The organism is Sediminibacterium salmoneum NBRC 103935 (assembly GCF_000511175.1).
GTDB classification, from domain to species: Bacteria; Bacteroidota; Bacteroidia; order Chitinophagales; family Chitinophagaceae; genus Sediminibacterium; species Sediminibacterium salmoneum.
This window is the reverse complement of the sequence record NZ_KI866530.1, coordinates 2,275,860-2,301,309: the sequence shown is the minus strand read 5'-3', so window position 1 is coordinate 2,301,309 and position 25,450 is coordinate 2,275,860. Positions and strand designations below refer to the sequence as shown.

Here is a 25,450-nt window from a genome sequence, read left to right as displayed (position 1 = left end):
CTTTAATTTTCCTTTAGAATGCACCTCCATTCACTACTGCTACCAGCTCATCGTGAATTAAGCCGTTGGTTGCAATAATATGAGGCTGATAAGGAGAATAATAATTGCCTTTGAAGTCGGTTACTTTACCGCCCGCTTCTTCTACCATTAAAAATCCTGCAGCACTGTCCCAGGCCTGTAGTTTATGTTCATAAAATCCATCAAATCTTCCGGCCGCTACCCAGCATAAGTCGATGGCAGCACTTCCCAGTCTTCTTACCGGAACCCCCTTTCTGATTAATTTTTCAAAAACCTGCAAGGGTCCGTTAGGGGCATCCAGGTAGGTATAAGGGAATCCGGTAACCAGACAGCTTTTAATTAGTGTGGTCTTATTTCCTACCTGTATTTTTTTGTCATTTAAATAAGCACCTTGCCCTCTTTCGGCAAAGTAAAATTCATTCATAAATGGGTTGTAAACAGCGCCCAGTATCATTTCTCCGTCTTTTTCCACTCCAATGCTTACACAACAAATGGGTATGCCATTGGCAAAATTGACGGTTCCATCAATGGGGTCAATAATCCATTTATAGGTAGAATCCTGCTTTAACTCTCCGGACTCTTCACTTAAAATAAAATGATCTGGAAAAGCAGACTGAATGGAATCCATAATGGCTTTCTCTGCTGCATGATCAGCTTCTGTAACTAAATTATTGATGCCTTCTTTATTACTGATTACAAAACTTCCATTAAAAAATCTTCTGAGTTCAACAGCGCCCGCTTCCGTGGCTTTTAGTAAGGTTTCTTTAAGCATGAAGCAAAAGTAACCCAGATTCTGCATCTTTGAAATAATATTGTGTCTGCACTACTAACCATAATTATTGTAAACTATCGGGTATATCATCACCTGGATCATTGCCTTGCATCCATTCAGCGGTCTGGGCATTCTTTTCAGATTGATATTGTTGTGGTGGATAATGAGTACAGTCCGGAGGACCAGGCATTGCTTGCTGCAAAATATCCGGCTGTTCAATGGTTATCAGAAGCAACAAATATTGGTTTTGCCAAAGCTAACAATCGGGCTCTGCAACTGGTTAATACTGATTATGTTTTGTTTCTGAATCCGGATACCCTTCTTACTCCGGATGTTTTACAGCAATCCATTGAGTATTTACAGATTCATGTTGAAGTAGGGGCACTGGGTGTTCAAATGAAAAATATACAGGGAGCATTTTTACCGGAAAGTAAAAGAGAAATACCTACTATAAAAGGATCGGTTTTTAAATTAACCGGAATAGCTGATCGTTTTCCGGATTCACCCTTTTTTAACAGTTATGCATTGGGCCATTTGGATTCCGGTGGCGTGCACAAAGTGCCCGTACTGGCGGGTGCTTTCATGATGATGCCATCCGAAGTGGCCAAGCAGGCCGGGGGCTTTGATGAATCCTTTTTTATGTACGGCGAAGACATTGATATAAGCCTCAGAATTCTGGAACTGGGGAAAGAAAACCATTATCTGGGAACGGCTGTTATTACGCATATTAAAGGAGTCAGTTCAAAACAGAATCCCGATTATCTGAATCATTTTTATGGTTCTATGAAAATCTTTCTGGATAAATATCCGCATTTGTACGGAGGTAAATCAGGGATATGGCTACTTAAGATTTTTATTCAAACAATACTTATTGTTTCCCGCATAACTAAAAAGTATAAATAACCCTTTTCACAAAATATTTTATATAATTCATTTAGTTTAGCTTCGTAACTCAACTGTTAAAGAACGCATGCCAATCTTTGATCTCAAACTCCCCAATGCCATTTTGAGAGCCCTTCGGCTTCCTGAAAACAATCTCAGAAGAGAACAGTTAAGGGTATTGAAGAAGCTATTAAAAAAAGCCAGGTTTACTTCTTTCGGACAGCAGTATCGATTTGATGAAATATTATTGAGTAAACATCCGGGTAAAAAGTTTCAGGAGATTGTACCCACTTTTAATTACAATAAAATTTACAATGAGTGGTGGCATAAAACCATTGAGGGGCAATCGGATATCTGTTGGCCTGGCAAAATTAAATACTATGCCCTCAGCAGTGGCACCAGTGAATCTGCCAGTAAATATATTCCTATAACGAATGATTTATTAAGGGGCAATAAAATGGTGATGATTAAGCAGTTGCTAAGTCTTAGTAAATACGAAAATATTCCATACGCATCTATTGGTAAAGGATGGCTTACATTGGGCGGTAGTACTGAACTTCAAAAAGGACCCGGATATTTTGCCGGTGACCTGAGTGGTATTACTGCCAAGAAAGCGCCATTCTGGTTTCAGCCATTTTACAAACCCGGAAAAAAAATTGCCAAACAGAAAGACTGGAATAAAAAAATTGCGGAGATTGTTGATAAAGCTCCTCAGTGGGATATTGGTTTTTTAATTGGTGTTCCTGCATGGATTCAGATGTGTGTAGAACAAATTATTGAACGCTATAAACTCAATAACATTCACGAACTCTGGCCCAACCTGGCCTTCTTTGTACATGGCGGTGTAAGTTTTGAGCCCTATAAAAAAGGATTTGAGAAAATGCTGGGCAAGCCGATTACTTATATAGAAACTTATCTGGCCAGTGAGGGGTTTATTGCCTATCAGGATCGCCAGCATGCAAAGGGAATGCGACTGGTAACCAATGAACATATTTTTCATGAGTTCGTTCCTTTCGATGATAAAAACTTTACTGCAGACGGAGATATGATTGAAAATCCGGAAGCTTTAATGTTACACGAAGTGGAGGAAGGGAAAGATTATGCATTGTTAATCAGTACTACTGCCGGTACCTGGCGGTATTTGATTGGAGACACAGTTCGATTTGTAGATAAAGAAAGATCTGAAATTATTATTACAGGCAGAACCAAACATTTTCTGAGCCTGGTTGGGGAACACCTGAGTGTAGACAATATGAATAAGGCCGTGCAAATGGCATCTGACAAATTCAATATCAGCATTCCTGAATTTACGGTAGCTGGCGTGCCTTCCGGAAACTTTTTTGGCCATCACTGGTTTGTTGCCTGCAACGACAATGTAGACGTGAACTCTCTTTGTAATTTTATAGATGATTGTCTGAATGAATTAAACGACGATTATGCGGTTGAACGAAAAAGTGCACTCAGGGAAATAAAATTAACCGTACTGAAAGAAGATGCCTTTTTAAATTTCATGCTCAGCAAAGGTAAAATAGGAGGACAGCATAAATTCCCCAGGGTTTTAAAGGGTTCCATGTTACAGGACTGGTATCTGTTTTTAGAAAAGAACAACTAATGCGAAAAATTCTTATTGCCGCTTTATTCTTACTGAATCCAATATTCTTCCAGTTATCTTTTGCACAAAAGCAAAAAGAAAATTTATCTATTAAACACAAGGATCTTGTTGCTCCGGATACGGTGAATGTTTTGTTTACAACCACTCAGGGCAATTTTATTATTCAGGCATACCGAAACTGGGCGCCGCTGGCAGCAGACCGTTTTTACACTTTGGTCAAGCAACAGTTTTACACCAACAATTATATTTTCAGAGTAGAAAAAGACTATGTGGTTCAATTCGGTATTGCCGGCCGACCCAAGGAAGACAATAAATGGGATCAGCAGCGCTTGCCGGACGAACCAGTCAGAAAAAAACACCTCAAATCAATCGTTGCTTTTGCAAGAAGTGGTAAAAATACCAGAACTACACAACTGTTTGTGAATATGCAGGACAATCCAAAGTTGGATACAACCATGCGGGAAGGAGTTCACGGTTATCCCCCCTTTGGAAAAGTAATCAGGGGAATGGATGTTTTGTTTAAACTGAACGGGAAATACAGAAAGCAAATTCTACCGCTGCAGGATTCGGTTTATAAATGGGGAAACACCTATCTGGATAAAAAATTTCCGGGCCTGGATAAAATTATTAGCGCAACAATTATCCGCTGAAATAGCCCCAATCAGCTATTTTTGTAATTCAACTTTAATTGGTTTAGATGATTGCACCATTGATGAAGGGGCTGGTTTTAGGACTGATTCTGAGTATTTCAGTTGGCCCGGTTATTTTTGCCATCATCAAACAAAGCCTTGCAAACGGTCATAAAGCGGGTTATACTTTTGTTGCAGGGGTTTCAGCAAGCGATATCAGTCTGGTACTGGTTTGTAATTTGTTTACCAGCTTTTTCACAACGGCCTTGTCTCATAGCAATACCATTGCCATTGCAGGTAGTATTTTTTTAATTGGCGTAGGCATTTATACTTTTTTCTTTAAGAAGGTAATTGTTGATGAAGACAATAAAGTGGAAATAAAAAAATTCCGCAAAAGAGATCTGGCCGGAATTTTCTTGTCAGGATATTTTATGAATATGCTAAATCCTGCCGTCTTTCTTTTTTGGTTTGCGTGGACTGCGGCAATAACTGGTGATGCTGCGGGAACTCCTAATCCAACGCAATACAAATGGATTGTATTCATTACCTGCCTTGTTTTTGTTTTACTCGCAGATATTGCCAAAGTTGCCTTAGCAGGAAAATTAAGACAACGTTTGACACCTAAGAATCTTCACTTTATCAATAAACTTTCGGGGATTATCCTGATAGGATTTGGCGTTGCCCTTATTTGGGGTGTGCTTAATTTTGGGGACAAGTTGAAATAGGTTGTATCTTCCTCTTGAAAATATTTGTTGTGATTAAAAAAATCTGGAAGAAAACAAAACGCATCCTCTGGATACTCTTTCTGAGTTCACTTTTATATACCATTCTTTGCAGATGGGTTATGCCACCGGTTACCATGACCCAAATAGCCAATTCATTCGGATATGGACTCAAACGAGACTATGTTTCCTGGAATCAGATTAATCATTCGGTAAAGCTGGCCGCCATTGCCAGTGAAGACCAGGTATTTCCTGACCATAGTGGTTTCGACTGGGATGCCATTGAAAAGAGCATCAAGCCAAAAAAGAAAATAAAAAACCAGAATACCATTGGGTGGAGGCGCAAGTACCATTACTCAGCAAACAGCCAAGAATGTTTTTTTATGGCAGGGAGGATCCATCACCAAGTTTATTCGCAAAATACCAGAGCTGTATTTTACTGTATTAATAGAATGGGTCTGGGGTAAACAACGAATTCTTGAAGTATACCTGAATGTGATTGAAATGGGTCCGGGTATTTTCGGTATCCAGGCTGCATCCAGGCATTATTTTAAAAAAGATGCTTCTCAATTAACCCGTGCAGAAGCCGCTATGATCATAGCATCACTGCCCAATCCAAAAAAGTTTATCGTTAAACCTATGAGCCGCAGGGTAGCCTGGCGCTATCCGCAAATTCTGAAACAGATGAATAATATTGAGGGCGATGAAGATATCAAAGCCTTGCTACGATAATTGAAGGAAACGATTGGTTGCTTCAATTGCAGCAGCCGTTCTTTCTGCGTTTGTTCCACTGATCAAAGCCCAGGGCACTGGCTGGTTAATTAATAAGTCTTTGTAAATGGCAAACAATTCCTGTCTGGGTTTTTCGTCGGGATATTCTCTTAGTTCATCTTTTACCCAGGGCAGATCTGTATTGCATAGTAGATAGCCATCATATTTTCTTTTGATAATGGTATCCAGAATAAAAAAATCACAGGTACCGAAAACATATTCACTCCAGACCTTCATTACATACATATCTGTATCAACAAAAAGAAGTGAACCTTTATTTTCTTTCTGCACTTTTCGGGTATAGTTGTCTTCCAGTTCTAATTGACCCTTCGCAATCGTTAGTAAATCGGATGCACTGTAATCGGTTCCATTTTGCAATAGATATTCTCTTGCATATTCAGGGCACCACAATGTACGATAATGCTCAGCGAGTGCTTTGCTCAGTGTGCTTTTACCAGTACTCTCCGGACCTATGATAACTATTTTTTTAATTTCCTGCATGGCTGGCTTTTTTCTGCCAGCTAATTAAACCGGCAATCGCTAAAATGAGTAATACCACAAACTGTACACTGGTAAAAACATATCCTTTCGTAAAGTATAACGGAATAGAAGTAATATTTGTTGCTATCCACCAATACCAGCTCTCTACTTTTTTCCTTGCCATTAACCACATTCCGGTATAAGCTGTAGCACTGGCAAATGCGTCAGCCCACGGTATGGCTTCAGGCGCAAAGGAAACCTGCAGCTGTTGCAGAGAAAAAAACAATAAAACATAGAAGCCGCCAAAGAAAAATAGTTGTTCCGCCCACTCTTTGGACGAACTGAATTGAATCTTCAGCATTTTTTCTTGTGTCTGATTGTTTTTCTTCGTCCACAATATCCAGCCGTAAATACTCATGATGGTATAATACAAATTCACGCTAGCCTCGCCGTATAAATGCCCCTTTACGCTGAGATAGATATAAATAGTTGTGTTGATTAAACCAATAGGATAAACCCAGATATTTTCTTTTCTGCTAAACCATACACTGCCTATTCCTGCAAAAACAGCAATGAATTCCAACGGACCCGTTTGTTGTATCCCGGTAATAAAAGCATCGTAGACCTGGGGTATTGTCATTGCTGTTGATTTCTGGTAAAATAAAAAATGGAACCGTCTTTAAATTGCCATTCATTTGTTTGATGATAATGTTTGCGGATAAACGTATCGTCAATCAGGTCGTTGTTTTTTCCGTAGACAAACCAGACCAGATAGATATGGGGTGTTTTAAGGAAGTCGTTAATTTCTGAAGGAATATCTTTATGCGGCAAAGGATTGGCTTTTATATCAGCCAGAAAAAATACAGCATCGTTGGCATTGGAATAAATAGGTGCCTGGTATTGCTGATGATGACTTTTCATGAACTGTAATAGCGAAGAGCTTTTCCAGTGCATATCTGTGTAACCGGGTATACCAGCATAACCAATCCCCTCCCAATTAAAAGCATGTGTCTGATAATGATATTGGGCACCAGCTGTGTATCCACCTAAAAACACGGCTATTGACAGCCATTTTTTATACTGCGTGTTTTTGCTTATCCAGGAATAAAAAGAATGAGCAATCAGCATGATAATTGGAATGTATAAAGGAATTAATAACCGGCTGCTCAGGGTTTCGAAACGGGAAACACTTGCAATAAATAGCATGAACCCTCCATACACAAGAGTGAACAGGCTGATGATGGTAATCGGACTATTGTAAAACTGCTGCTGTATAAATCGGAAACCCAACAGTACAATAATCAGTAACAGCAAAAGGGTTCCGAAGATTATTAAAAGACTTTGATTTTCAGCATTGCCTAACGGGAACCAATATCCCAGCACATTTAAAAAATCTTCAAGGTTAGAAGTGAATGATTTAAGTGAAGTCTGACGTACCCCGGCAATGGTATCGGTAACCCAATAGTTTCTTAAGGTATTCAACAAGGGTAAGCTGGACCCTGTTATTCCAAAAACAAGGGCATGCTTTAATTTTAACTGCCAGTTCAATCTTGCATTAAACAGGATTAAAATGCCTCCTGTAATGATCCAGGTAACGCCCACGTAGCGAACCATGCAGGTGAAACTAACTATAAGAGCTGCCCATAGCAACCAGGACAGGGAATTGGTTTTCAGGTAGTGCAAAAAGGCAATCACAAAAAACAATCCCAAAACAAGAAATACTGTTTCGGACCATAACATCGAGTATACTTCCAGTATGCCGGGATTGCTCAGAATGAATAGTAGAATCAACAGTCTGAAACCACCTGATTGTATGCCGCATTCAGTTAGTAAAAAGCTGACTGCATAGAGTGCCGATGCAAGCAGGAAGGCGTTTAAACAGGGGGCTAAGATTAACAGGTTTGCACCCGACACCATTTTGATGCCTCCCAATAAAAAAGGATAACCCAATGGAAAATTCACCAGCGGGAGATTGTTGTAATCCGAAAAACGAAATGAACCGGCGAAATGATTAGCCGAACTTAAATAAGCTACCGAGTCTGGTGAAATACCAATTCCCCCTTTTGAAGTATAAAAAGCAATCCAAATGCAACCTATTGCAGATGCCAGCAAAGCATCCCAGTGACGGAGCAATAAAAATTGTATGGTCTGCTTCATGTAATGCAAGATAATGCACTACCGAGGTTTATTCAGCTTCAGCTACCACTTCTTTCACTTCAGGAATCATTCTCTTCATCATACCTTCAATACCTGCTTTCAGGGTAATCATAGAAGAGGGACAACCAGAGCAAGAACCTTGTAACATTAAGTTTACAACACCGTCGTTATAACTTTTAAACTGAATGGCACCACCATCCATTTCAACTGCAGGCTTTACATAGTTTTCAAGTAATTCCTTCACTCTCTTCACTATATCATCGTCGTCTGCACTTACAGTATTGCTGGCTTCCTGTTTTACCTTGGCTACTTCCTCCTCGTTTACAACGACCCCCCCGTTTTCCAGGTATTGTTTTAAAAACTCCTTGATGGTAGGTATAACATCCTGCCAGTCTTCTGTATCGGCTGTCTTGGTAAGGGTAATAAAATTACTAGCTATGAAAACGCTCCTGATAAAAGGAAAACTAAACAATTCCTTTGCCAGCGGCGAAGGTGCCGATAGGGTTTCATCTGCAAAATCAATGCTTTTTCCAGGATATAAAAGCTTGTTGGCTACAAACTTCATAGTCTCAGGGTTAGGCGTCATTTCTGTATAAATGCTGATGACAGGGTTGCCAGTCGTTATCATGGTATGCGTTTTTTAAATGTGAATCAGGTACAAATTTAAAACAAAAGGATGGGAGGGAAAGTTCAAAGCACCGAGTTTAACGGATTGTCCCTCTTATTTTTCGGATATCGTAAGTAAAGCCAATAAACAGACAAATTTTACGTTATCAGTAATGCATTTCGCCTTTTTTTAAGAGCAGCTAATGAAATAACCCATGCGAAACCTATTCTTTTTATGTATCTGGATGGTGTTTTCAAGCCAATTAAAGGCTCAGACCGATCCTTTTTTGCTTGGAATGACCCTGGGCGGGGGTGAAATCAATGAAAATCAATTGCCTGGCCACCTGAATGAACACTATCAGTATCCAACTGAGGAAGAGATAGATTATTATCATCAGAAAGGATTCAGGTTAATTACCATTCCATTTCGCTGGGAGCGGGTTCAAAAAAACCTGGGTGGAGATCTGGATTATGGTGAAATTGGGGAAATCCGTAAGGTAGTAACCTGGGCTTCGAACAGGAATATGCAGGTAATCCTTTCCATGTATAACAGTGGCAGGTACCGAAAATATGGAGTAGATTATATTGTAGGTTCTTATTCGGTAAGCAGGCAGGATTTTGCAGATTGCTGGAATAAAATTGCCAATGCCTTTGCCGGGTACCCCAATATATATGGATACAATTTAATGTCAGAGCCGCATGATATGCAGGCTTTCGATTGGCAAACTACGGCTCAATGGGCCATTAGTTCTATTCGACAGGCGGATCGGAGAAGCCGAATTATTATTTCCGGAAACAATTATGCAGCAGCTGAAAGCTGGCCCGATTATTCGGACGCCCTAAAATACCTGAATGACCCTCAGGACAAATTGGTGTACAATGCACATTGCTATTTCGATAACGACTTTACCGGAAAATATTTATTCTCCTACGATCAGAATCAGGCATGGGATTCTACCGGTATTCAGCGTGCAATGCCATTTGTGCAATGGTTAAAACAGAACAATAAAAGAGGAATGATTGGCCAGTTTGGGGTACCGGATACGGATGCACGCTGGTTAAATATCATGGATAAATTCCTTCAATATTTAAAATCAGAAAATGTAACTGCGCAGTACGGTTCATCCGGAAAAAAACTTTCGGGTAATCCGGTAAGCACTTATCCGTTGGCCAATGTAGAACGTCCACAGATAAAAGCACTGCAGTCTTTTCTGGATGCTTCCGCATTTTCCAATAAACCCTGGGTTGAAAAAACAGAAACGGTTTCCAATAACGATGCTGCAAAAAAAACAGAAGTGGAAACACCGCAGGAGCCACCCTCTTCCTTTTTGTTTTTACCTGGAACGGTTTTGCTGCCTCAGCCTAACGGTGGTTTATATAAACCAACCATTAAGTCGAATATCCGTGAAAAATCAGTAAGAACGGCGAAATACCGTAACCCTTAGTTCTCTCTTCAACGGCTTAGGAAACAATTCTAAGCTTAGCGTAATTCAACATGATTTTCTTTTCTCCGTTAACGCCAAAATCAATGGTCGCAACCGGATTATGAGCCGACCCTTCCATTGATTTTACAATACCAAAACCAAATTTCTGGTGTTCTACTTTTTGGCCGGCTTCTAAATTAGAAGTATCGCTGGGAGTAAAATCGGGTGATGGAATATGCGCCACTACTTTGGGTGCCAGCGGTTGAATGGGCATGTATTCAGGCTTGCTTCCTGCCGGTTTCTTAGCAGGTGGCGGACCATATTTCTGTGCAGCCTGTTGAGCAGAAGAGCCAAAACCCCTGTTCATTCTTTCAAAAGCCGATCCCCACTGTGAGGAGCCATGATTTCTGGCACCCCCGCCTGCATAGGATTTATCAATAGATTCTTCCGGCATTTCTTCTATAAAACGGCTGGGTTCATTTTGTACCAGTTGACCAAAACGATATCTTGAATTGGCATAGGTTAACCAAAGTCTTTCTTTTGCCCTGGTTACAGCTACATAAAACAATCTTCTTTCTTCTTCCAGTTCTTCCCTGGTATTAATGCTCATTGCACTTGGAAATAAAGTCTCTTCCACCCCACCCACAAATACACATCCGAACTCAAGACCCTTAGCTGCGTGAATGGTCATCAGTTTAACCACGTCATTATTTTCTTTGTCGTCATCTGCATCGGTTAACAGTGTAATCTGCTGCAGATAGGATCCCAATGATTTATCACCCAATTCTCCATCATCATTACTTGGACTTTCTGTCCATTCTTTGATAGAGTTGAACAACTCCTGCACGTTTTCGTATCTGGCAAGTCCTTCGGTGGTTTTATCATTGAAGAGTTCTTTTACCAGGTTCGTATGTTTGCCCACCTGTGTAGCCACATCAAAAGCATTATTATTGGTCAGCATACTTTGGAAATAGCGGATCATGGTAGCAAAATTTTGTAATGCTTCCAGTGTTCCTGCTCTAAAACCAAATTCACCTGCCCTTACAACCACATTAAATACCGGGATATTTTGTTCATTAGCAATGATGACTAATTTTTCAATCGTCGTTTTTCCAATACCTCTTACCGGATAATTGATGATTCTTTTTAGTGCTTCTTCATCATTGGTATTTACAATTACTCTTAAGTATGCAAGCAAATCTTTGATTTCCTTGCGTTGATAGAAACTTACACCACCGTAAATACGGTAGGCTATTCCCATTTTTCTCAGACTTTCTTCAAAAGATCGGCTCTGCGCATTGGTTCTGTAAAGAATGGCAAAGTCTTTATTGTAATAATGATTGCGGAGTTTTTGTTCCTGTATGGTATCAGCAACAAACTTCCCTTCTTCATTATCGGTTAGTGTTCGTACTAATTTTATTTTTTCACCTTCCTGGTTTTCAGTCCAGAGATTTTTAGGAATTTGTCCTTTGTTGTTTTTAATAACCTGATTGGCAACCTTTAAAATCTGCTGGCTGCTTCGGTAATTCTGTTCCAGTTTAACCACTTTAACATCGTCGTAGTCTTTCTGGAATTGTAAAATATTTTCAATCGTTGCACCCCGGAAACTATAGATGCTCTGTGCATCATCACCCACTACACAAATGTTTTCATGGGCAGCAGCCAACAGTTTACTGATCTGATACTGTACCGGATTCGTATCCTGGTACTCATCAATCAGCAGGTATTTAAATTTGTGCTGATACTTGTGCAATGCCTCTGGAAAATTATTCAGCAACTCATACATTTTCAACAAGAGATCATCAAAGTCCATTGCGCCATTCTTAAAACAACGTTTGGCATAAGCGGCATATACCTGAGCAATAGCAGGACGGTTGGCTCTGGCATCTTCCTGTTGAATAGCATAGTCTGTTGCATATTCTGCAGGTCCCACCAATGCGTTCTTTGCAGAAGAAATACGGTTGCCCACAATATTGGGCTTGTAATGTTTATCGTCTAAATGTAATTCGTTGATTACTGTTTTTAATACAGATCGGCTATCATCAGTATCGTAAATGGTGAAATTACTGGGGTACCCCAATTTCTGAGCTTCTGCCCTTAAAATACGTGCAAACACGCTGTGAAAAGTACCTACATAGAGGTTTCTGGCTTCTGAGTTACCAAGAATTTTTTCAATTCTTTCCTTCATTTCAGCAGCAGCCTTATTGGTAAATGTAAGCGCTAATATATTGAAAGCATCTACGCCATTTGCCATCAGATGAGCAATACGAGTAGTAAGTACTTTGGTTTTTCCGCTTCCTGCACCGGCCACAATCATCAGTGGTCCCTTAATATGAGTGACTGCTTCTCTTTGAGAGTCGTTTAATCCATTCAAATAATCCTGCATACAAATCAATTCAGGTGCAAGATACTCTCTTAACCTGTTTTATTAGGGTGAATTCCCGTATAATGAAGAATAAGTTTAAATAATTCTGAAGGGATAAAAGGTTTTACTACTATATCGTTAATGCCGGTATTTTTAATCCGGTCTTCTATTTCCCGTGGTAGGCTGGCAGTAAGGGCAATAATGGGAGTTTTTACTCCTCTTTCCCTTAAAATTCTGGTAGCTTCATACCCATCCATTATGGGCATATGCATATCCATTAGAACAATACTGTGTTTTTGTTCATCAAAAAGCTGAATAGCTTCCTGACCGTTTTGTGCAATGTCTATTGAAGCCCCCCATTTGCTTAAAAATGTTTTGGCAACCAGAATATTAACCTCGTTGTCTTCTACCAGTAAAACGGTTTTACCCTTTAATGGTTTCGTTTCTTCAGCTGGCATTTCATGAACAACTTCTTCTTGATGAACAACCTGAGTAGGTAAAATAGGGTAACTAATTTCAAAATAGAAACATGATCCCTTGTTGGGTTCACTTTTTAATTTTAGTTCCGCTCCTTGTAATGCCAGTAATTTTTTACTGATGGCCAGCCCAAGACCGGTGCCTCCAAAATTTCTGGAAGTACTATTATCAGCCTGCGTGAATTGCTCAAAAATCAATTGTTGTTTTTCCTGTGCAATTCCAATTCCGGTATCTTCTACTTCTATTAATAACCGGAGCCTCAATTCGTCTCTGCTGAGGACGGACATTTTCAAAGCCACATGCCCTCTCTTGGTAAATTTAATTGCGTTGTGAATCAGGTTTCCGATAATCTGGCTGGTTCTGGTAGGGTCTCCGATAACTTTTACATTCAGCCCATCGTCCAAGACCAGTTTCAAAGCAATGCCTTTCTCTTTTGCCAGTGTTCCAAATCCTGCAACCAGATTTTCAGAAATGGTTTTCAAATCCATTTCAATGGTTTCAAATCCTATTTTTCCCGCTTCAATTTTATTGAAATCCAGAATATCATTAACTATAGACAATAAGTTTTTGGCTGAAAACAGCAACACATTCAGTTGTTCTTTTTGTTCATCTGATGGCTTCTCCATGAGCATAATATTGGTCATACCCAGAATAGAATTCAAAGGAGTTCTTATTTCATGCGACATGGTGCTCAGGAAATCATTTTTTGCTTTCAGCCCCATCTCTGCCTGTTTTTTGGCTTCTTTTAAAGTAAAGGCAAACCGATGAGAAAGAATTAAAGACTGACAAAAGAAAAAACTGATATAACCTATGAAAAGCACAAATCTTGGCGGCTGAATAACATTGAAATATTTTAAATTAATCAGTATAAAAATGATTAATAAAATGGCTGTGCTCATCAACGCATATTTGGCACCCAGCTTTTTATTAAAATAGGCTTTGATATAAATATAAAAAGCATGGGCAATTACTGTAAACATGACAATCAGAAAGGGATTCAACAGTTGGGTAAATATGCCTGGTGGAAATAATAGTACTGTTAAACAAAGTAATCCGGCCATAATGGCTTCTATTCTGATTAACCATTTATTGGTCTCTTCCGGAAATAAGTACTTGGTATAAAACATAAAGAAAATCACACTGACAAATAAACTCAGGTATTCCAGATGAACCCCGATAATCCATGGATAATTGGGGAACAAACTGTGCAATACATAATTATCTGAACCAACAATCCGATAACTATAGGCGATACAGAATAATGAGAAATATAAAATGACCCGGTCGTGTTTTCCAAAGTAAAAAAGACCAATGAAAAAAAGCCCTCCCATTAAAATGGCACCCGCCAACAACAAATCAAATCCTTCTTCAGAAGCTTTTTCAGCCGTTAGTTGTGTTGTGCTACCAATAACAATGGGTTTATAGGGCCCTCCTTTGGAATGTCTGAAATTGGCAACCTGCAGAACCAGAGAAATCGTGTCTGTGATGGGCAAACTAATTACTTGTTCAACCCATTTTTCCACGGTAGTTTCCTTGGTTTTTCCCGGTTTCCCTGCTGCTGCAAAAGGTTTGCCATTAAGAAAAAGTTGAAAGGAACAATAGGTATCCGGAAGCTGAATGGAGAGATCTTTTTGTTTTTCAGGATCCAGTAAAATTTTCAGGGAATAGGTAGCAAACCCTTTTGCCGGCAGTGGCTGATTATTTAAAATGGTATTATCCCATCTTTCAGGAAAAAAAGTGAAGACCTTTGGTTGGGTTCTTATATCATCCGGGCTTAGCAATTGATTCCAGTAAAAGCCCCAGTTTCCGTTTAAAGCAAAAGGTTGTTCCTGTAAATCTTTTTTTCTTAAGTCAATAATTCCTTTGTCAATCGGTTGAGCCTGTGCATAAAAAAATAGAACTGAAAAAAAGAACAGCAGAGAAATTCTGTAGATATGTAATGGCTTCCTAGAGCTGCAAGACATGGATTTTAATTGACAATTCAATTTATGATTAAAATTTTACATAAAAAAAGCGCCGGAGAATCCTTTCCCCGGCGCCCATATAGTAATTTGTTAAAATTCTTATTTCTTTCTTTCCAGCAGTTTAAAGAACTGATCTAATTGAGGTAAGATAACAATTCTGGTTCTTCTGTTGGTGGCTCTTCCTTCAGCAGTTGTATTGTCTGTTAAAGGCACATACTGACTTCTTCCTGCTGCAGTCATGCGCTTGGGGTTCATACCGTAAGATTCCTGCAGGATTCTTACTACAGTTGTTGCTCTTTTAACACTCAGGTCCCAGTTATCAATCATTCCACCACCTTTAATCAATGGAATAGAATCTGTATGACCTTCTACCATGAATTCAATTTCAGGCTGAGCGTTTAGTACTTTGGCAACCTTACCAAGCACGTCTTTAGCACGGTCAGTTACATCATAACTACCACTTTTAAATAAAAGTTTATCGGAGATGTCTACATAAACAACCCCCTTATCTACTTTAATATTAATGTCCTTGTCGTCCATATTACCCAGTACCCCTTTCAGGTTCATCACCAGGGCCATATTTAAAGAGTCTTTTCTGGCAATGGAACCCTGTAAATCCTGAATATATAAGTCTTTGGCACCAATGTTTTCAAGTGATCTTCTGATGCTTTCAGCCTGAGCTCCGGTTACAACTGATAAATCTTTCAGTTGATTTAAAACCATGCTATTGGTTTGTTTTACATAATCCAATTGAGTATTGGTTGTACCCAGCTGTGCTTCAACAGATTGCTTCTGAGTTTGCAGATTACTAATCTGATTTTTGGCTTTGTTAAATTCCTCTTCCAGATTTCTGTATTTTCCCTGCAATTCTGCATATGCTCCATTTAATTCGCCATACCTGGCTTCGGCTTGTCTCAATTGTTTCGGGCTAACGCAGGCAAATAAGCTAACAGAGGCAAGAGCTGCTAAAGTGTAGAATTTCATTTTCATTGGTCTTACATATTATTGGTCAATTGTTGGTACAAACGGAATCTCATACCAATTATTGTGCCGTTACTAAATAAGTTAAACGGGTGCAAGTTACACAAAAACCACTTTGACCGATTCGTTATACCAATTGTTGTAGAAGTCTTTGAATGTTTCATCCAACACTTTGCGCTTGATTTTTAAAGTTGGTGTTAAAATTCCATTCTGAATCGTCCACTCTTCGGCCATAATAATCAATTTAGCCAACTGTTCATGGTGTTCCAGTTCTTTATTAATGCGCTCCAATAGCTGGTGCAGATGATCTTGTAAATTTGTTTGCGCCAGACTTTTGGCCTGCTCGGAAAGGGTGCACAAAAGCAAAGGAGCAGGCATTCCCCATCCCACCACACAGGCCTGAGCAATCATGGCATCGGTTAGTACTTTGGATTCAATGGGCGCTGGTGCCACATATTTACCCTTACTTGTTTTAAACTGGTCCTTGATTCTTCCTGTAATAGAAAGGTATCCCTCGTCATCTATACTTCCTTCATCGCCTGTTTTTAAAAACCCATCTTCAAACATTTCTTCAGATAAAACAGGCTCTTTGTAATATCCCAGCATATTGGCTTCGCTTTTTACCAAGACCTCTTTTTGTTCACTTAATTTAACCTCCACACCCGGATAGGACTGTCCTACTGTTCCGAATTTGCAGGCGCCTTTCCTGTTGGAATGAGACAAGGCAGAATTCTCTGTCATCCCATAAGCTTCCTGAATTTCCATTCCCAATGCCTTATACCAGCTGAGGACGGCAGGATTGATGGGAGATGCACCTGTGAACAAATGTTTGGCTCTTCCAAGGCCTAATTTTTTGCGGATCAGATTCTTAATCAATACCGAAACCAATGGTACTTTAAGTAATCTGCTCAGTTTTTGCTGAGGCATTTTGCGTAAGATCTCTTCCTGAATTTTTTCCCAGATTCTGGGTACTGCCAAAAAAATCGTGGGTTGGGAATATTGCAGATTTTTAGAAAAACTATCCATGGATTCTACAAAATGGATGCAGCTTCCTGTAAATATTGCCCCACATTCTACCAGCATTCTTTCCGCCACATGGCAAAGGGGCAGGTAAGAAAAAAACACTTCATTGGCCAATGGGGGTGTGCTTTCCAGAAATGAATAAACTGCAAAAGACATGGTATGATTGCTATGCATTACTCCTTTGGGAGCACCTGTAGTTCCTGAAGTATAAATAATACAGGAAAGATCTTTAGTGTCTTTTTTTACAGGCTCACCCAAAGGCTGGGTTGCTGCCACCAGATCGTTCCAGTTTAAACAACCTACATTAAAATAGAAAGGAAAACTGATTTGTGTTAATGTATCCGGAATGCCCATTCTGATGATTTCCGGATTGTCTAGCTTTCCTACAAAGATGGCTTTGGATTCACTATGCAAAAGAATTTCATTGACTGCATTGCTGGTGATATTCGGATACAGCGGAACGGAAACCATGCCTGCCATATTGATTGCCAGATCGGCCATAATCCAATGTGCACAGTTCTTGCTGAGAATAGCCACCTTATCACCTGGGTTCAATCCTGATTGCAATAGCCAGGCCGCCATTGATCTTATTTCTTTTCCCGCACTGGCCCATGAAAAATCCTGATAGACGCTTTTTACAGGTTCGGATAAAAAGAGTTTATTGGGCTGTACTTTTTCGTAATGGCAAAAACGGTCAATAATGGTAGGAAAAGGTTGACTCATATGGTTTAGGGGGATTAGTGATCTAAATGTTTCAGGCCGTATTCTGGTATCTTACCTTCCTTGTCGGCAAAAAAATGTATGATTTTTTTAAAGTCTTCTTCCATATTACCGGTTGGCAGGAAGGGTTCGCTGAAACTGATTTCTTTTCTACCGAAATCCAAACCGGCTAATACAATGGGTACACCTGCTTTTAGTGCAATATGATAAAAACCAGTTCTTAATTTATCTACTTTTTTTCTGGTACCCTCAGGGGATAATGCCAGAACAAACTGATCGCGGATCCTGAATTGTTCTGCAACCTGATCAACTACATTGTTATTGCTGAATCTATCAACGGGAAATCCCCCCATTTTTCTGAAGAAAAAGCCAAATCTTCCTTTGAATAATTCCGCCTTGCCCAGAAAATTAAGATGGTATAATTTGAGCTTACTTCTAACTGCTAGTCCAACTACAAAATCCCAGGCACTGGTATGAGGCCCTACGGCTATCACACATTTTTTCAGGTGATAGGGAAATTCACTACGAATTTTCCATCCCTGCATTTGCAGAAATAGGTTCCAGCATATACGCATAGCAATCGGTTGGGAAAATCAAGATAGAAAAAAAATAGAATTGTTCCTAAAATTTTAAGTGTCGGGCACTTGCATAAACCGAGTGGGTCATACTGTCCCAGCTGGCGAACCATTGCATGATGATGGTGGATCCATCCTTCTTCAACATTCTGTTCTCGAAGTCTTTTAATTCTATTCCGCGTTTTATCTGTGAAAAGGCTTCAAATGTTTTTCTTCTGTCGTCTTCCAGCACAAAATCTATAATATCTTTTCCCACTAACTCCCAGTCTTCGTATCCCCATAATTCTTCTACCTGTTTATTAATTCTTACAAATTCTCCCTTAATATTTAATACACACAAAATATCAAGTGAGGCATCCAGAATTTTTTTCAGGTCTCTCAAAGATTTTTCCAGTTCCAGTTCTTCAGCAACATTTTCGGTAATGTCGTTAATCAACGCATAAATTCCGGTTATTGCACCTTCTATTTTAATAGGAATATAGGTGATAATGCACGTTAATTGCTTATTCCTGACAGTTTGAACTTTGCATTTGAACTTTTGTGTTGTCCCTGATTTTACCAGGTTGAATATTCTAAAAACAGTACCCATTTCATCTTGAAGCAGAAATGGAAATATACTTTCACCGTTTAATTTAGTTTCAGGACATTCTAATAAAAGCGGCAGTTGATTGTTCATGGAAGTTATGTTTCCTTCTAAGTCTAACGAACAAACCGCGTAGGGGTTTTGATCAAAAAGTAAATAATAAGGTTGATCAGATTTCATAAAATTAATTTACCTCAATCAAGAACAACAAATCTCTTTTATAAAAAAGATGTTATTGTAACAAATCTAAACGATTTCTGCAAAATCAGTTTGCATATTGATTATAAAGAGCTGGGAGTTTAACAAAACCGTTTTTTATACAATATGTGATTAATTCTGATTTATTCTTTACTTCAAATTTTTCTAGAAAATAGGCAAGATATTTTTTGATAGACGGGAGACTTTTATTCATTATCAATGCAATTTCTGAGTAACTTAAATCAGCAGCATTCAATAACAAAAACTGGCGTTGTATTAAAGTAAGTTCTGGAATTTTTTTATCAATTATTTGATTTGTTGAACTTGATAGTTTTAATTCTTTCCCTTTATTAAAAAGCAAGTCGTCAATATATGTTGAATTTAAAATTGTATAATCTAAAGCCTCTCTGAAAACACTTCTATTTCCATAAGCTTGTTTATATATAGCTGAGTTAGGACTTGTAAAGTGCTTGCTAATAAAACTTCTGGCTCCTTCATTAAGAACTTCAGTAACTAGTGCTTTATTACTATGTGAGGATACACCAATTATCTTAATAGAGGGATAAGTTCGCGAAATATAACTTGTTAAAAGTAAACCATCTATTTTGGGTAGTTCAATATCTAATAGTAGTATATCTGGAAGTTTTTTGGCAAGGTTCAAATTTAGCAGCAACTCAAAACCATCAGAAGCATCAATAATTAGTTTTGAGTTTTTAACTTTACCGATCTCATTTTTAATCAATAGCCTATAGCGCTCATTGTCTTCTACTAAACCTATCTGTATCATAAAAGCTTATAAAGACCAAAAATAACATAAATAATTATTATATGTAAATTTTGCATATTCGATTATCCAAATGGATAAGTTTTTAAGCTACTAGAAGAAATATTCATTTGGATATATATAAAATAGATAGTACTATTTATTTTCATTTTCTACTAATAAAACAAATCGAATGATTTCAAAAAGGGTCTTTAAATCACTATTCTTTTTAACTATTGTATTATCTGTTGCATCTTGTATTAAACAAACATTCATGCCACAAGATGAATTTTATGTTGAAAAAACATGGATTAAAGAAAATGGGAAAAACTATAAAGAAGGAATTCTTTATATGTATACTAAAGAAAAAGTAAACAAGTGTTAACATTAGATTGGTCAACTACAAAAAAAGCAATCATTAATAATATTTCATATACAGAGGTAAAATTTGTAGAAGGTTTAAATCACGAGCATGATAAGGGCATTAAAAGTTCAAATAGTTCAGTTTCAACACAAATTCAATTTAGTCTTGTTTTTAGAAAAGTTAGTGATAAAATAGAGTCTGTTATTAAATATACTATTCCTAATGCAACCTTGGCTTTTTCAGATAGTGTTAGAAAGGGTACTATAGAAAGCTATCACACTTTTGACGGAAAAGTGTTAGATGTCTGGTTTACTGATTTTTCAACAAACAAAGTGATGAAGCGCAAAGAAATGCAAAATCAATCATTTTCAAACACTTCAATCCGTCAATTAGAACAAAAAATAAGGTCCAGAAATGTTAATGATCCAGAATCGTTGTGTTATAATACAACAGAAAGCCAGTATGTATATTCTTGTATCAGTTTAGGGGCAAGTGCTGCTGGAGATTATAACATTGAGTGTGGTTGGAGGTATATTGGAGAAGTTACATCTACATTTTGCTTTTCAGGGTCAGGAGGAACTGAAACTTGGCCACCTACAAGTGGTGGTGGAAGCGGAAATTCTAATGGATCTACAACTCCTTCTATCCCTCCAAAATCACCCTGCCCAACTTCTAAAGAGGCTTTAAAAAGTGCATTTCCAGCTGGTAATTAATGATGCTTCTTTGAATTCTTTAGCAAATCTTATAAATGAGTATGGCGGCAAGTTTGGTATAGACAATGAAAATAAACTACGTCATTTTTTGGCTCAAGCTGCAACTGAAACTGGCGGTTTTACTTCATTGCAAAGGTCAGAAAATCTAAATTATTCTTCTGCAACTCGTTTAGCTAATATTTATCCTAAGCACTTTTCATTTATTGATCCATTGAGAAAAAATCCAAACAATTATTTACATAACTCTGAAAAACTTGCAAACTTGGTTTATAGAAATCGATATGGAAATGGAAGCGAAGCATCTGGAGATGGTTTTCGATACAGAGGTAGAGGAATTTTTCAATTAACTTTTAAAGATAACTACCAAAATTTTCAGGATTATTATAATTCAAATTTTTCTTCTAATCTTGATTTACTAAATCACCCAGAGACCTTAGTAAGTAATGATCCTATAAGTGTGATTTCGGCCTTGTGGTATTTTAAATCAAGAGTATTATCTGAAATTTCAATTAATTCGAATACTCTTGTTGAACAAGTGACAAGATTAGTAAATGGGAAATTGAATGGGATAAATGAAAGGAAAAGTTATTATAATAAAACTAAGATCTATATATTCTGTCAATAAAAAATTTTATTAATTCATGAAATTTAAAAAAACAATTACATCCGCGTTATTAATCGCTTTTATTCTTATGCTAACTTTTGGGTATTCTAAGTATAGGGAGATAAAGTATTTTTTTTCTCCTCAAACACCACAATATTTAGTAGATGAGCAAACTAATATTATTGCAACATGGATATCTGAAGATGATTCTAATTATAAACTTGAGTTTAAAAACGATGGCACTTGTATTGAGTATTATGGATCTTTCGTTTCAGGTACTTTTAATTATAATATTTCAAATACTACACCACAATGCAGCATTTCTGTTTTAGTTGATCAAGAGCAGGAAACCAGTTATTTACAGTTAGTTAGTTCTGATGGTTCAACATATTGTTATGAAATAAATGGCGTGGGTGAATTATTGTCTCTTACAAAAGTAGGAACTGCAGAACTTTCTGTTTTTTTTAAATAGATTATCTTTTTATCTTTAAATAAAAACTATGTTTGATTTTAAAAAAATATTTCTCTTTTCAATGTTGTTTTTAGTAGTTAATGAAAAGCTTCATTCTCAAAATATAAACTCTGAAAGAAAATTAATAGTTGGCACTTGGATTTCAACTGAAGGAGATTGGGTTTTTATTTTTGATAAAGATTCTTCTTGCAAAGAATATATGGCCAAACAATTAATATCCAAATACTATTATAAGTTAACACCAGCTAATTCTTATTGCGGAAAAATTGCTAAAGTAAATCTTAATGACGAATCAATAAGCTATTTGCAATTAAATAATTTTGAAACAAAGGAAATTACTTGTTACGAAATTAATGGTATAGGAACTAAAACTCTAAGCATTACAGAGTACATGATGCCAGAACCAGCATTATTTAGACGAAAAGTTGCAAAAACAATTCCAAAAAAATAGTCGTTTTTTGCAGAAACATATTTTGAATGGGAGCCGATACTCGCAAAATCATCATTATTGCCGCACCTTCCGGATCGGGTAAAACTTCTATAACACGCTATCTGTTACAGCAGCACCCCCTCCTTTCCTTGTCTATATCGGCTGCTACCAGAAAACCCAGAGGGGAGGAAAAAGACGGGGTTCATTATCATTTTATTTCGGAAGCGGAGTTTAAACAGAGAATTGAAGAAAATGCATTTGTAGAATGGGAAATGGTATATGAAGGAAGTTATTACGGCACATTAAAGGCTGAATTGGAAAGAATCTGGAATCTTGGTAAAATTCCCATCCTTGATATTGATGTAAAAGGAGCCATTCATTTACAAGATCAGTTTCCCAATCGTTGCCTGTCTATTTTTATAGAACCCCCTTCAGTAGAAGAATTAAAGAAAAGACTGGAAAGCCGGGGTACGGAAACACCGGAGAGCCTGGCAAACCGGGTGAATAAAGCCAGTTATGAGCTTTCTTTCAAAAGTCATTTTCACAAAAATATTCTGAATGACAATCTGGAGAAAGCTTGCAAAGAAACAGAAGAAGTAATCAAAGAATTCCTCGGTTGGTAAATTGCTTTGGCTTAAATTGAGTCTCTAAGCTTTTATCTATGTCATCATTTGCCAACAGAACTGTATTTATTACCGGTGCCAGCAGAGGGATCGGAAAAGCCATTGCTTTAAGACTGGCCAAAGAAGGAGCCAATATTGTAATTGCAGCCAAAAGTGTAGAAGAGGACCCCCGACTGGGAGGAACCATTTATTCTGCTGCTGAGGAAGTGGAAGCCGCTGGTGGTAAAGCACTGGCTGTGCAGGTAGACATCAGAGACGAAGCACAGATTGCTGCAGCCGTACAGCAGGCAGTAGATAAGTTTGGGGGGATTGATGTTGTCATTAACAACGCATCCGCTATTTCTTTAACCAACACCGAAAAAACAGAGGCAAAGCGATTTGACCTGATGCAAAGCATTAATGTAAGAGGGACTTTTTTAGTTGTAAAACATTGTTTACCCTGGTTAAAAAAAGGGAACAATCCGCATATCATTACCTTATCACCGCCAATTAGTTTAAAACCTAAGTGGATGGGTGGACATATTGCTTACACGCTTACCAAATACAATATGAGTATGCTGGCATTGGGATGGGCTGCAGAGTTTAAGAACGATGGCATTGCCTCCAATGCACTATGGCCTAAAACAACCATTGATACAGCAGCGGTAAGAAACCTGCTGGGTGGTGAAGCTTTGGCCAAGATGAGTCGTACACCGGAAATCATTGCTGACAGTGTTTACTATATACTTTCTAAAACAGGACTGGCCTATACGGGAAATACCTTCATTGACGAAGAAGTTCTTGCCAAAGAAGGTATTTCTAATTTAGATCAGTATGCAGTTGTGCCCGGAGGCCAATTGTATCCAGATTTATTTGTTGATTAATCTTCGAATCGTTCAGGTCTCATCTGAGGGAACAGCAACACATCCTGAATGGAAGCCTGGTTGGTCATCATCATGCACAAACGGTCAATACCAATTCCAATTCCTGAAGTAGGCGGCATGCCGTATTCAAGGGCGCGTAAAAAGTCGTAGTCGATAAACATGGCTTCATCGTCTCCTCTTTCCATCAGCTTAACCTGTTCTTCAAAACGTTCACGCTGGTCAATTGGGTCGTTTAATTCTGTATAGGCATTGGCCAGTTCTTTTCCATTAACCATTAATTCAAATCGCTCAACCAAACCTGGTTTACTGCGATGCTTCTTGGTTAAAGGACTCATTTCTACCGGATAGTCAATTATGAAAGTTGGTTGTACATAAGTATGTTCACTGGTAGCACCGAAAATTTCATCAATCAGTTTTCCCTTTCCAATAGTTGGAGGCACATCAATTTTTAATTGCTTGCAAACTTCTCTTAAGCCAGCTTCATCCATTCCGCTTACATCAATGCCGGTATTCTCCTTAATGGCATCGTGTATGCTGATTCTTTTAAATGGCGCTTTGAAGCTTACGATTTTGTCTCCTAATTGTACATCCGTAGTTCCGTGGATGGTTAGGGCAATCTTTTCGAATAACTGCTCGGTTACTTCCATCATCCAGATATAGTCCTTGTAAGCAGTGTACCACTCTAATACCGTGAACTCCGGATTATGGGTTCTGTCCATTCCTTCATTTCTGAAGTTGCGGCTGAATTCATATACCCAGTCAAAACCACCTACAATCAGACGCTTCAAATACAATTCGTTGGCAATTCTTAGGTAAAAAGGAACGTCCAGGGCATTGTGGTGCGTAATAAAGGGACGGGCAGCAGCTCCTCCCGGAATAGCCTGCAAAACCGGGGTATCTACTTCTACTGCTCCATGTGAATTCAAAAATTCACGGATGGTATTGATGATTTTGGTTCTTTTAACAAAAGTGTCTTTTACATCGGGGTTGATGATAAGGTCTGCATATCGCTGACGATACCGAAATTCCGGATCGGTTACGGCATCAAAAACATTTCCTTCTTCATCTCTCTTTACAACCGGGAGTGGTTTTAAAGACTTGGTGAGTAGGGTTAATGTTTGCGCATGTATAGATGTTTCGCCGGTCTTGGTAATAAAAGCAAAACCTGTACACCCGATGATATCTCCCAAATCCAATCCGTGTTTTACAACCGTATCCCAGAATGACTTGTCTTCTTCCGGACAAATATCATCTCGTTTTACATACAATTGAATGATGCCTTTACTATCCTGAATCTTGATAAAGAAAACTTTTCCTTTATCATTCATGCTCATAATTCTTCCTGCCACACAAAGATTGGTAAACTGATCTTTGTTTTCTTCAGTGTAATTATTTTTGATATCAACAGAAAAACTGTTGACAGGATACAATGGTGCGGGAAACGGATCAATCCCTGCGGCCTGCAATTTTGCAAGCTTCTCTCTTCTGATTAATTCTTGTTCTGAAAAATGTACTTCGCTCATAAATTGGTTGTTCAAATTGATACAAAACAAAAGTCTCGCAGAAGCGAGACCTTGTATATGGATGGGTTAGTAAGTACAGGGAAACGCGTTTCCCTACACAATATTAAAAAGACTTTTAACTTATACAAAAATTTTT

Annotated in this window: 26 protein-coding genes and 1 pseudogene; 14 read left to right on the top strand and 13 right to left on the bottom strand. The window is 38.2% G+C overall.

Going from position 1 to position 25,450, the window contains the following annotated elements:
* Nucleotides 1-13: 13 nt before the first annotated feature.
* Nucleotides 14-790: an inositol monophosphatase family protein gene (locus P767_RS0110805; RefSeq protein ID WP_037351749.1), complete on the bottom strand. Its 777-nt coding sequence runs from the start codon at nucleotides 788-790 to the stop codon at nucleotides 14-16.
* Between the two features lie 42 nt (nucleotides 791-832).
* On the opposite strand from P767_RS0110805, the gene P767_RS16805 reads away from it, so the two are divergent.
* From P767_RS16805 to P767_RS16800, 6 genes and pseudogenes are all read left to right on the top strand, one after another.
* Nucleotides 833-1,693 carry a glycosyltransferase family 2 protein gene (locus P767_RS16805; RefSeq protein ID WP_051417304.1) on the top strand — a complete coding sequence of 287 codons (861 nt, stop codon included), beginning with the start codon at nucleotides 833-835 and terminating at the stop codon, nucleotides 1,691-1,693.
* A 67-nt stretch (nucleotides 1,694-1,760) separates the two neighbouring features.
* Entirely contained in the window at nucleotides 1,761-3,284 is a 1,524-nt protein-coding gene (locus P767_RS0110795; protein WP_026764504.1) for a GH3 family acyl-acid amido synthetase, read from the top strand.
* Nucleotides 3,284-3,934: a peptidylprolyl isomerase gene (locus P767_RS0110790; protein ID WP_051417303.1), complete on the top strand. Its 651-nt coding sequence runs from the start codon at nucleotides 3,284-3,286 to the stop codon at nucleotides 3,932-3,934. Before P767_RS0110795 ends, P767_RS0110790 begins: the two co-directional genes overlap by 1 nt.
* Before the next feature lie 47 nt (nucleotides 3,935-3,981).
* The gene (locus tag P767_RS0110785; protein WP_026750734.1) at nucleotides 3,982-4,638 is read left to right on the top strand and encodes a LysE family translocator; all 657 of its coding nucleotides are present in this window, start codon (nucleotides 3,982-3,984) and stop codon (nucleotides 4,636-4,638) included.
* Nucleotides 4,639-4,757: 119 nt separating this feature from the next.
* A pseudogene (locus tag P767_RS19000) lies at nucleotides 4,758-4,877 on the top strand (monofunctional biosynthetic peptidoglycan transglycosylase); the annotation flags it as partial.
* An 88-nt stretch (nucleotides 4,878-4,965) separates the two neighbouring features.
* The gene (locus tag P767_RS16800) at nucleotides 4,966-5,367 is read left to right on the top strand and encodes a transglycosylase domain-containing protein (protein ID WP_262506402.1); all 402 of its coding nucleotides are present in this window, start codon (nucleotides 4,966-4,968) and stop codon (nucleotides 5,365-5,367) included.
* On the opposite strand, the gene P767_RS0110770 is transcribed toward P767_RS16800, so the two are convergent.
* Genes P767_RS0110770 through P767_RS0110755 form a run of 4 tightly spaced genes read right to left on the bottom strand, consistent with a single transcriptional unit; the run spans nucleotide 5,359 to nucleotide 8,671 of the window.
* On the bottom strand, nucleotides 5,359-5,907 hold the full coding sequence (locus P767_RS0110770; RefSeq protein ID WP_026764500.1) for an AAA family ATPase: 549 nt from the start codon (nucleotides 5,905-5,907) through the stop codon (nucleotides 5,359-5,361). The two genes, P767_RS16800 and P767_RS0110770, sit on opposite strands and share 9 nt — an antisense overlap.
* The gene (pnuC, locus tag P767_RS0110765; RefSeq protein ID WP_026764499.1) at nucleotides 5,894-6,526 is read right to left on the bottom strand and encodes a nicotinamide riboside transporter PnuC; all 633 of its coding nucleotides are present in this window, start codon (nucleotides 6,524-6,526) and stop codon (nucleotides 5,894-5,896) included. The genes P767_RS0110770 and pnuC overlap by 14 nt, the downstream gene beginning before the upstream one ends.
* Nucleotides 6,523-8,043 (bottom strand): hypothetical protein, encoded by a 1,521-nt coding sequence (locus P767_RS0110760; RefSeq protein ID WP_026764498.1) that lies wholly within the window; start codon nucleotides 8,041-8,043, stop codon nucleotides 6,523-6,525. Before P767_RS0110760 ends, pnuC begins: the two co-directional genes overlap by 4 nt.
* 28 nt (nucleotides 8,044-8,071) lie before the next feature.
* Nucleotides 8,072-8,671, bottom strand: a complete 600-nt coding sequence (locus P767_RS0110755) for a NifU family protein (protein WP_026764497.1) — start codon at nucleotides 8,669-8,671, stop codon at nucleotides 8,072-8,074.
* A gap of 193 nt (nucleotides 8,672-8,864) precedes the next feature.
* On the opposite strand from P767_RS0110755, the gene P767_RS0110750 reads away from it, so the two are divergent.
* Nucleotides 8,865-10,094 (top strand): glycoside hydrolase family 5 protein, encoded by a 1,230-nt coding sequence (locus tag P767_RS0110750; RefSeq protein WP_084799919.1) that lies wholly within the window; start codon nucleotides 8,865-8,867, stop codon nucleotides 10,092-10,094.
* 16 nt (nucleotides 10,095-10,110) lie between these two features.
* Here P767_RS0110750 and P767_RS0110745 read toward each other — a convergent pair whose 3' ends face one another.
* From P767_RS0110745 to P767_RS0110715, 7 genes are all read right to left on the bottom strand, one after another.
* A complete protein-coding gene (locus P767_RS0110745; protein ID WP_026764495.1) occupies nucleotides 10,111-12,459 on the bottom strand; it encodes an ATP-dependent helicase in 2,349 nt (782 codons plus the stop codon).
* A 29-nt stretch (nucleotides 12,460-12,488) separates the two neighbouring features.
* Entirely contained in the window at nucleotides 12,489-14,879 is a 2,391-nt protein-coding gene (locus P767_RS0110740) for an ATP-binding protein (RefSeq protein ID WP_051417302.1), read from the bottom strand.
* A gap of 99 nt (nucleotides 14,880-14,978) precedes the next feature.
* Nucleotides 14,979-15,869: an OmpA family protein gene (locus tag P767_RS0110735; protein WP_026764493.1), complete on the bottom strand. Its 891-nt coding sequence runs from the start codon at nucleotides 15,867-15,869 to the stop codon at nucleotides 14,979-14,981.
* A 90-nt stretch (nucleotides 15,870-15,959) separates the two neighbouring features.
* Complete coding sequence (locus tag P767_RS0110730; protein ID WP_026750742.1) at nucleotides 15,960-17,606, bottom strand: AMP-binding protein; 1,647 nt, start codon at nucleotides 17,604-17,606, stop codon at nucleotides 15,960-15,962.
* A 14-nt stretch (nucleotides 17,607-17,620) separates the two neighbouring features.
* Complete coding sequence (locus P767_RS0110725; RefSeq protein ID WP_026764492.1) at nucleotides 17,621-18,178, bottom strand: 1-acyl-sn-glycerol-3-phosphate acyltransferase; 558 nt, start codon at nucleotides 18,176-18,178, stop codon at nucleotides 17,621-17,623.
* A gap of 46 nt (nucleotides 18,179-18,224) precedes the next feature.
* A complete protein-coding gene (locus P767_RS0110720; RefSeq protein WP_026750744.1) occupies nucleotides 18,225-18,941 on the bottom strand; it encodes a PAS domain-containing protein in 717 nt (238 codons plus the stop codon).
* A gap of 85 nt (nucleotides 18,942-19,026) precedes the next feature.
* The gene (locus P767_RS0110715; RefSeq protein ID WP_026764491.1) at nucleotides 19,027-19,746 is read right to left on the bottom strand and encodes a response regulator transcription factor; all 720 of its coding nucleotides are present in this window, start codon (nucleotides 19,744-19,746) and stop codon (nucleotides 19,027-19,029) included.
* Nucleotides 19,747-19,915: 169 nt separating this feature from the next.
* Between P767_RS0110715 and P767_RS18525 the strand changes: the two genes are divergently transcribed.
* Genes P767_RS18525 through P767_RS0110675 form a run of 7 tightly spaced genes read left to right on the top strand, consistent with a single transcriptional unit; the run spans nucleotide 19,916 to nucleotide 23,791 of the window.
* Nucleotides 19,916-20,107, top strand: coding sequence for a hypothetical protein (locus tag P767_RS18525; protein WP_172637539.1), 192 nt, complete (start codon nucleotides 19,916-19,918; stop codon nucleotides 20,105-20,107).
* Nucleotides 20,101-20,799 carry a hypothetical protein gene (locus P767_RS0110700; RefSeq protein ID WP_026764490.1) on the top strand — a complete coding sequence of 233 codons (699 nt, stop codon included), beginning with the start codon at nucleotides 20,101-20,103 and terminating at the stop codon, nucleotides 20,797-20,799. The genes P767_RS18525 and P767_RS0110700 overlap by 7 nt, the downstream gene beginning before the upstream one ends.
* Nucleotides 20,800-20,809: 10 nt before the next feature.
* Nucleotides 20,810-21,424: a glycoside hydrolase family 19 protein gene (locus tag P767_RS16795; protein ID WP_157611491.1), complete on the top strand. Its 615-nt coding sequence runs from the start codon at nucleotides 20,810-20,812 to the stop codon at nucleotides 21,422-21,424.
* A 16-nt stretch (nucleotides 21,425-21,440) separates the two neighbouring features.
* Nucleotides 21,441-21,875 (top strand): hypothetical protein, encoded by a 435-nt coding sequence (locus tag P767_RS0110690; RefSeq protein ID WP_026764489.1) that lies wholly within the window; start codon nucleotides 21,441-21,443, stop codon nucleotides 21,873-21,875.
* Nucleotides 21,876-21,903: 28 nt separating this feature from the next.
* Nucleotides 21,904-22,326 (top strand): hypothetical protein, encoded by a 423-nt coding sequence (locus P767_RS0110685; RefSeq protein WP_026764488.1) that lies wholly within the window; start codon nucleotides 21,904-21,906, stop codon nucleotides 22,324-22,326.
* A gap of 26 nt (nucleotides 22,327-22,352) precedes the next feature.
* Entirely contained in the window at nucleotides 22,353-22,928 is a 576-nt protein-coding gene (gene gmk, locus P767_RS0110680; RefSeq protein ID WP_026750750.1) for a guanylate kinase, read from the top strand.
* A 38-nt stretch (nucleotides 22,929-22,966) separates the two neighbouring features.
* Nucleotides 22,967-23,791 carry an SDR family oxidoreductase gene (locus tag P767_RS0110675; RefSeq protein ID WP_026750751.1) on the top strand — a complete coding sequence of 275 codons (825 nt, stop codon included), beginning with the start codon at nucleotides 22,967-22,969 and terminating at the stop codon, nucleotides 23,789-23,791.
* Here P767_RS0110675 and lysS read toward each other — a convergent pair.
* Nucleotides 23,788-25,314: a lysine--tRNA ligase gene (lysS, locus tag P767_RS0110670; RefSeq protein WP_026764487.1), complete on the bottom strand. Its 1,527-nt coding sequence runs from the start codon at nucleotides 25,312-25,314 to the stop codon at nucleotides 23,788-23,790. The genes P767_RS0110675 and lysS overlap by 4 nt on opposite strands.
* Between the last annotated feature and the right edge of the window lie 136 nt (nucleotides 25,315-25,450).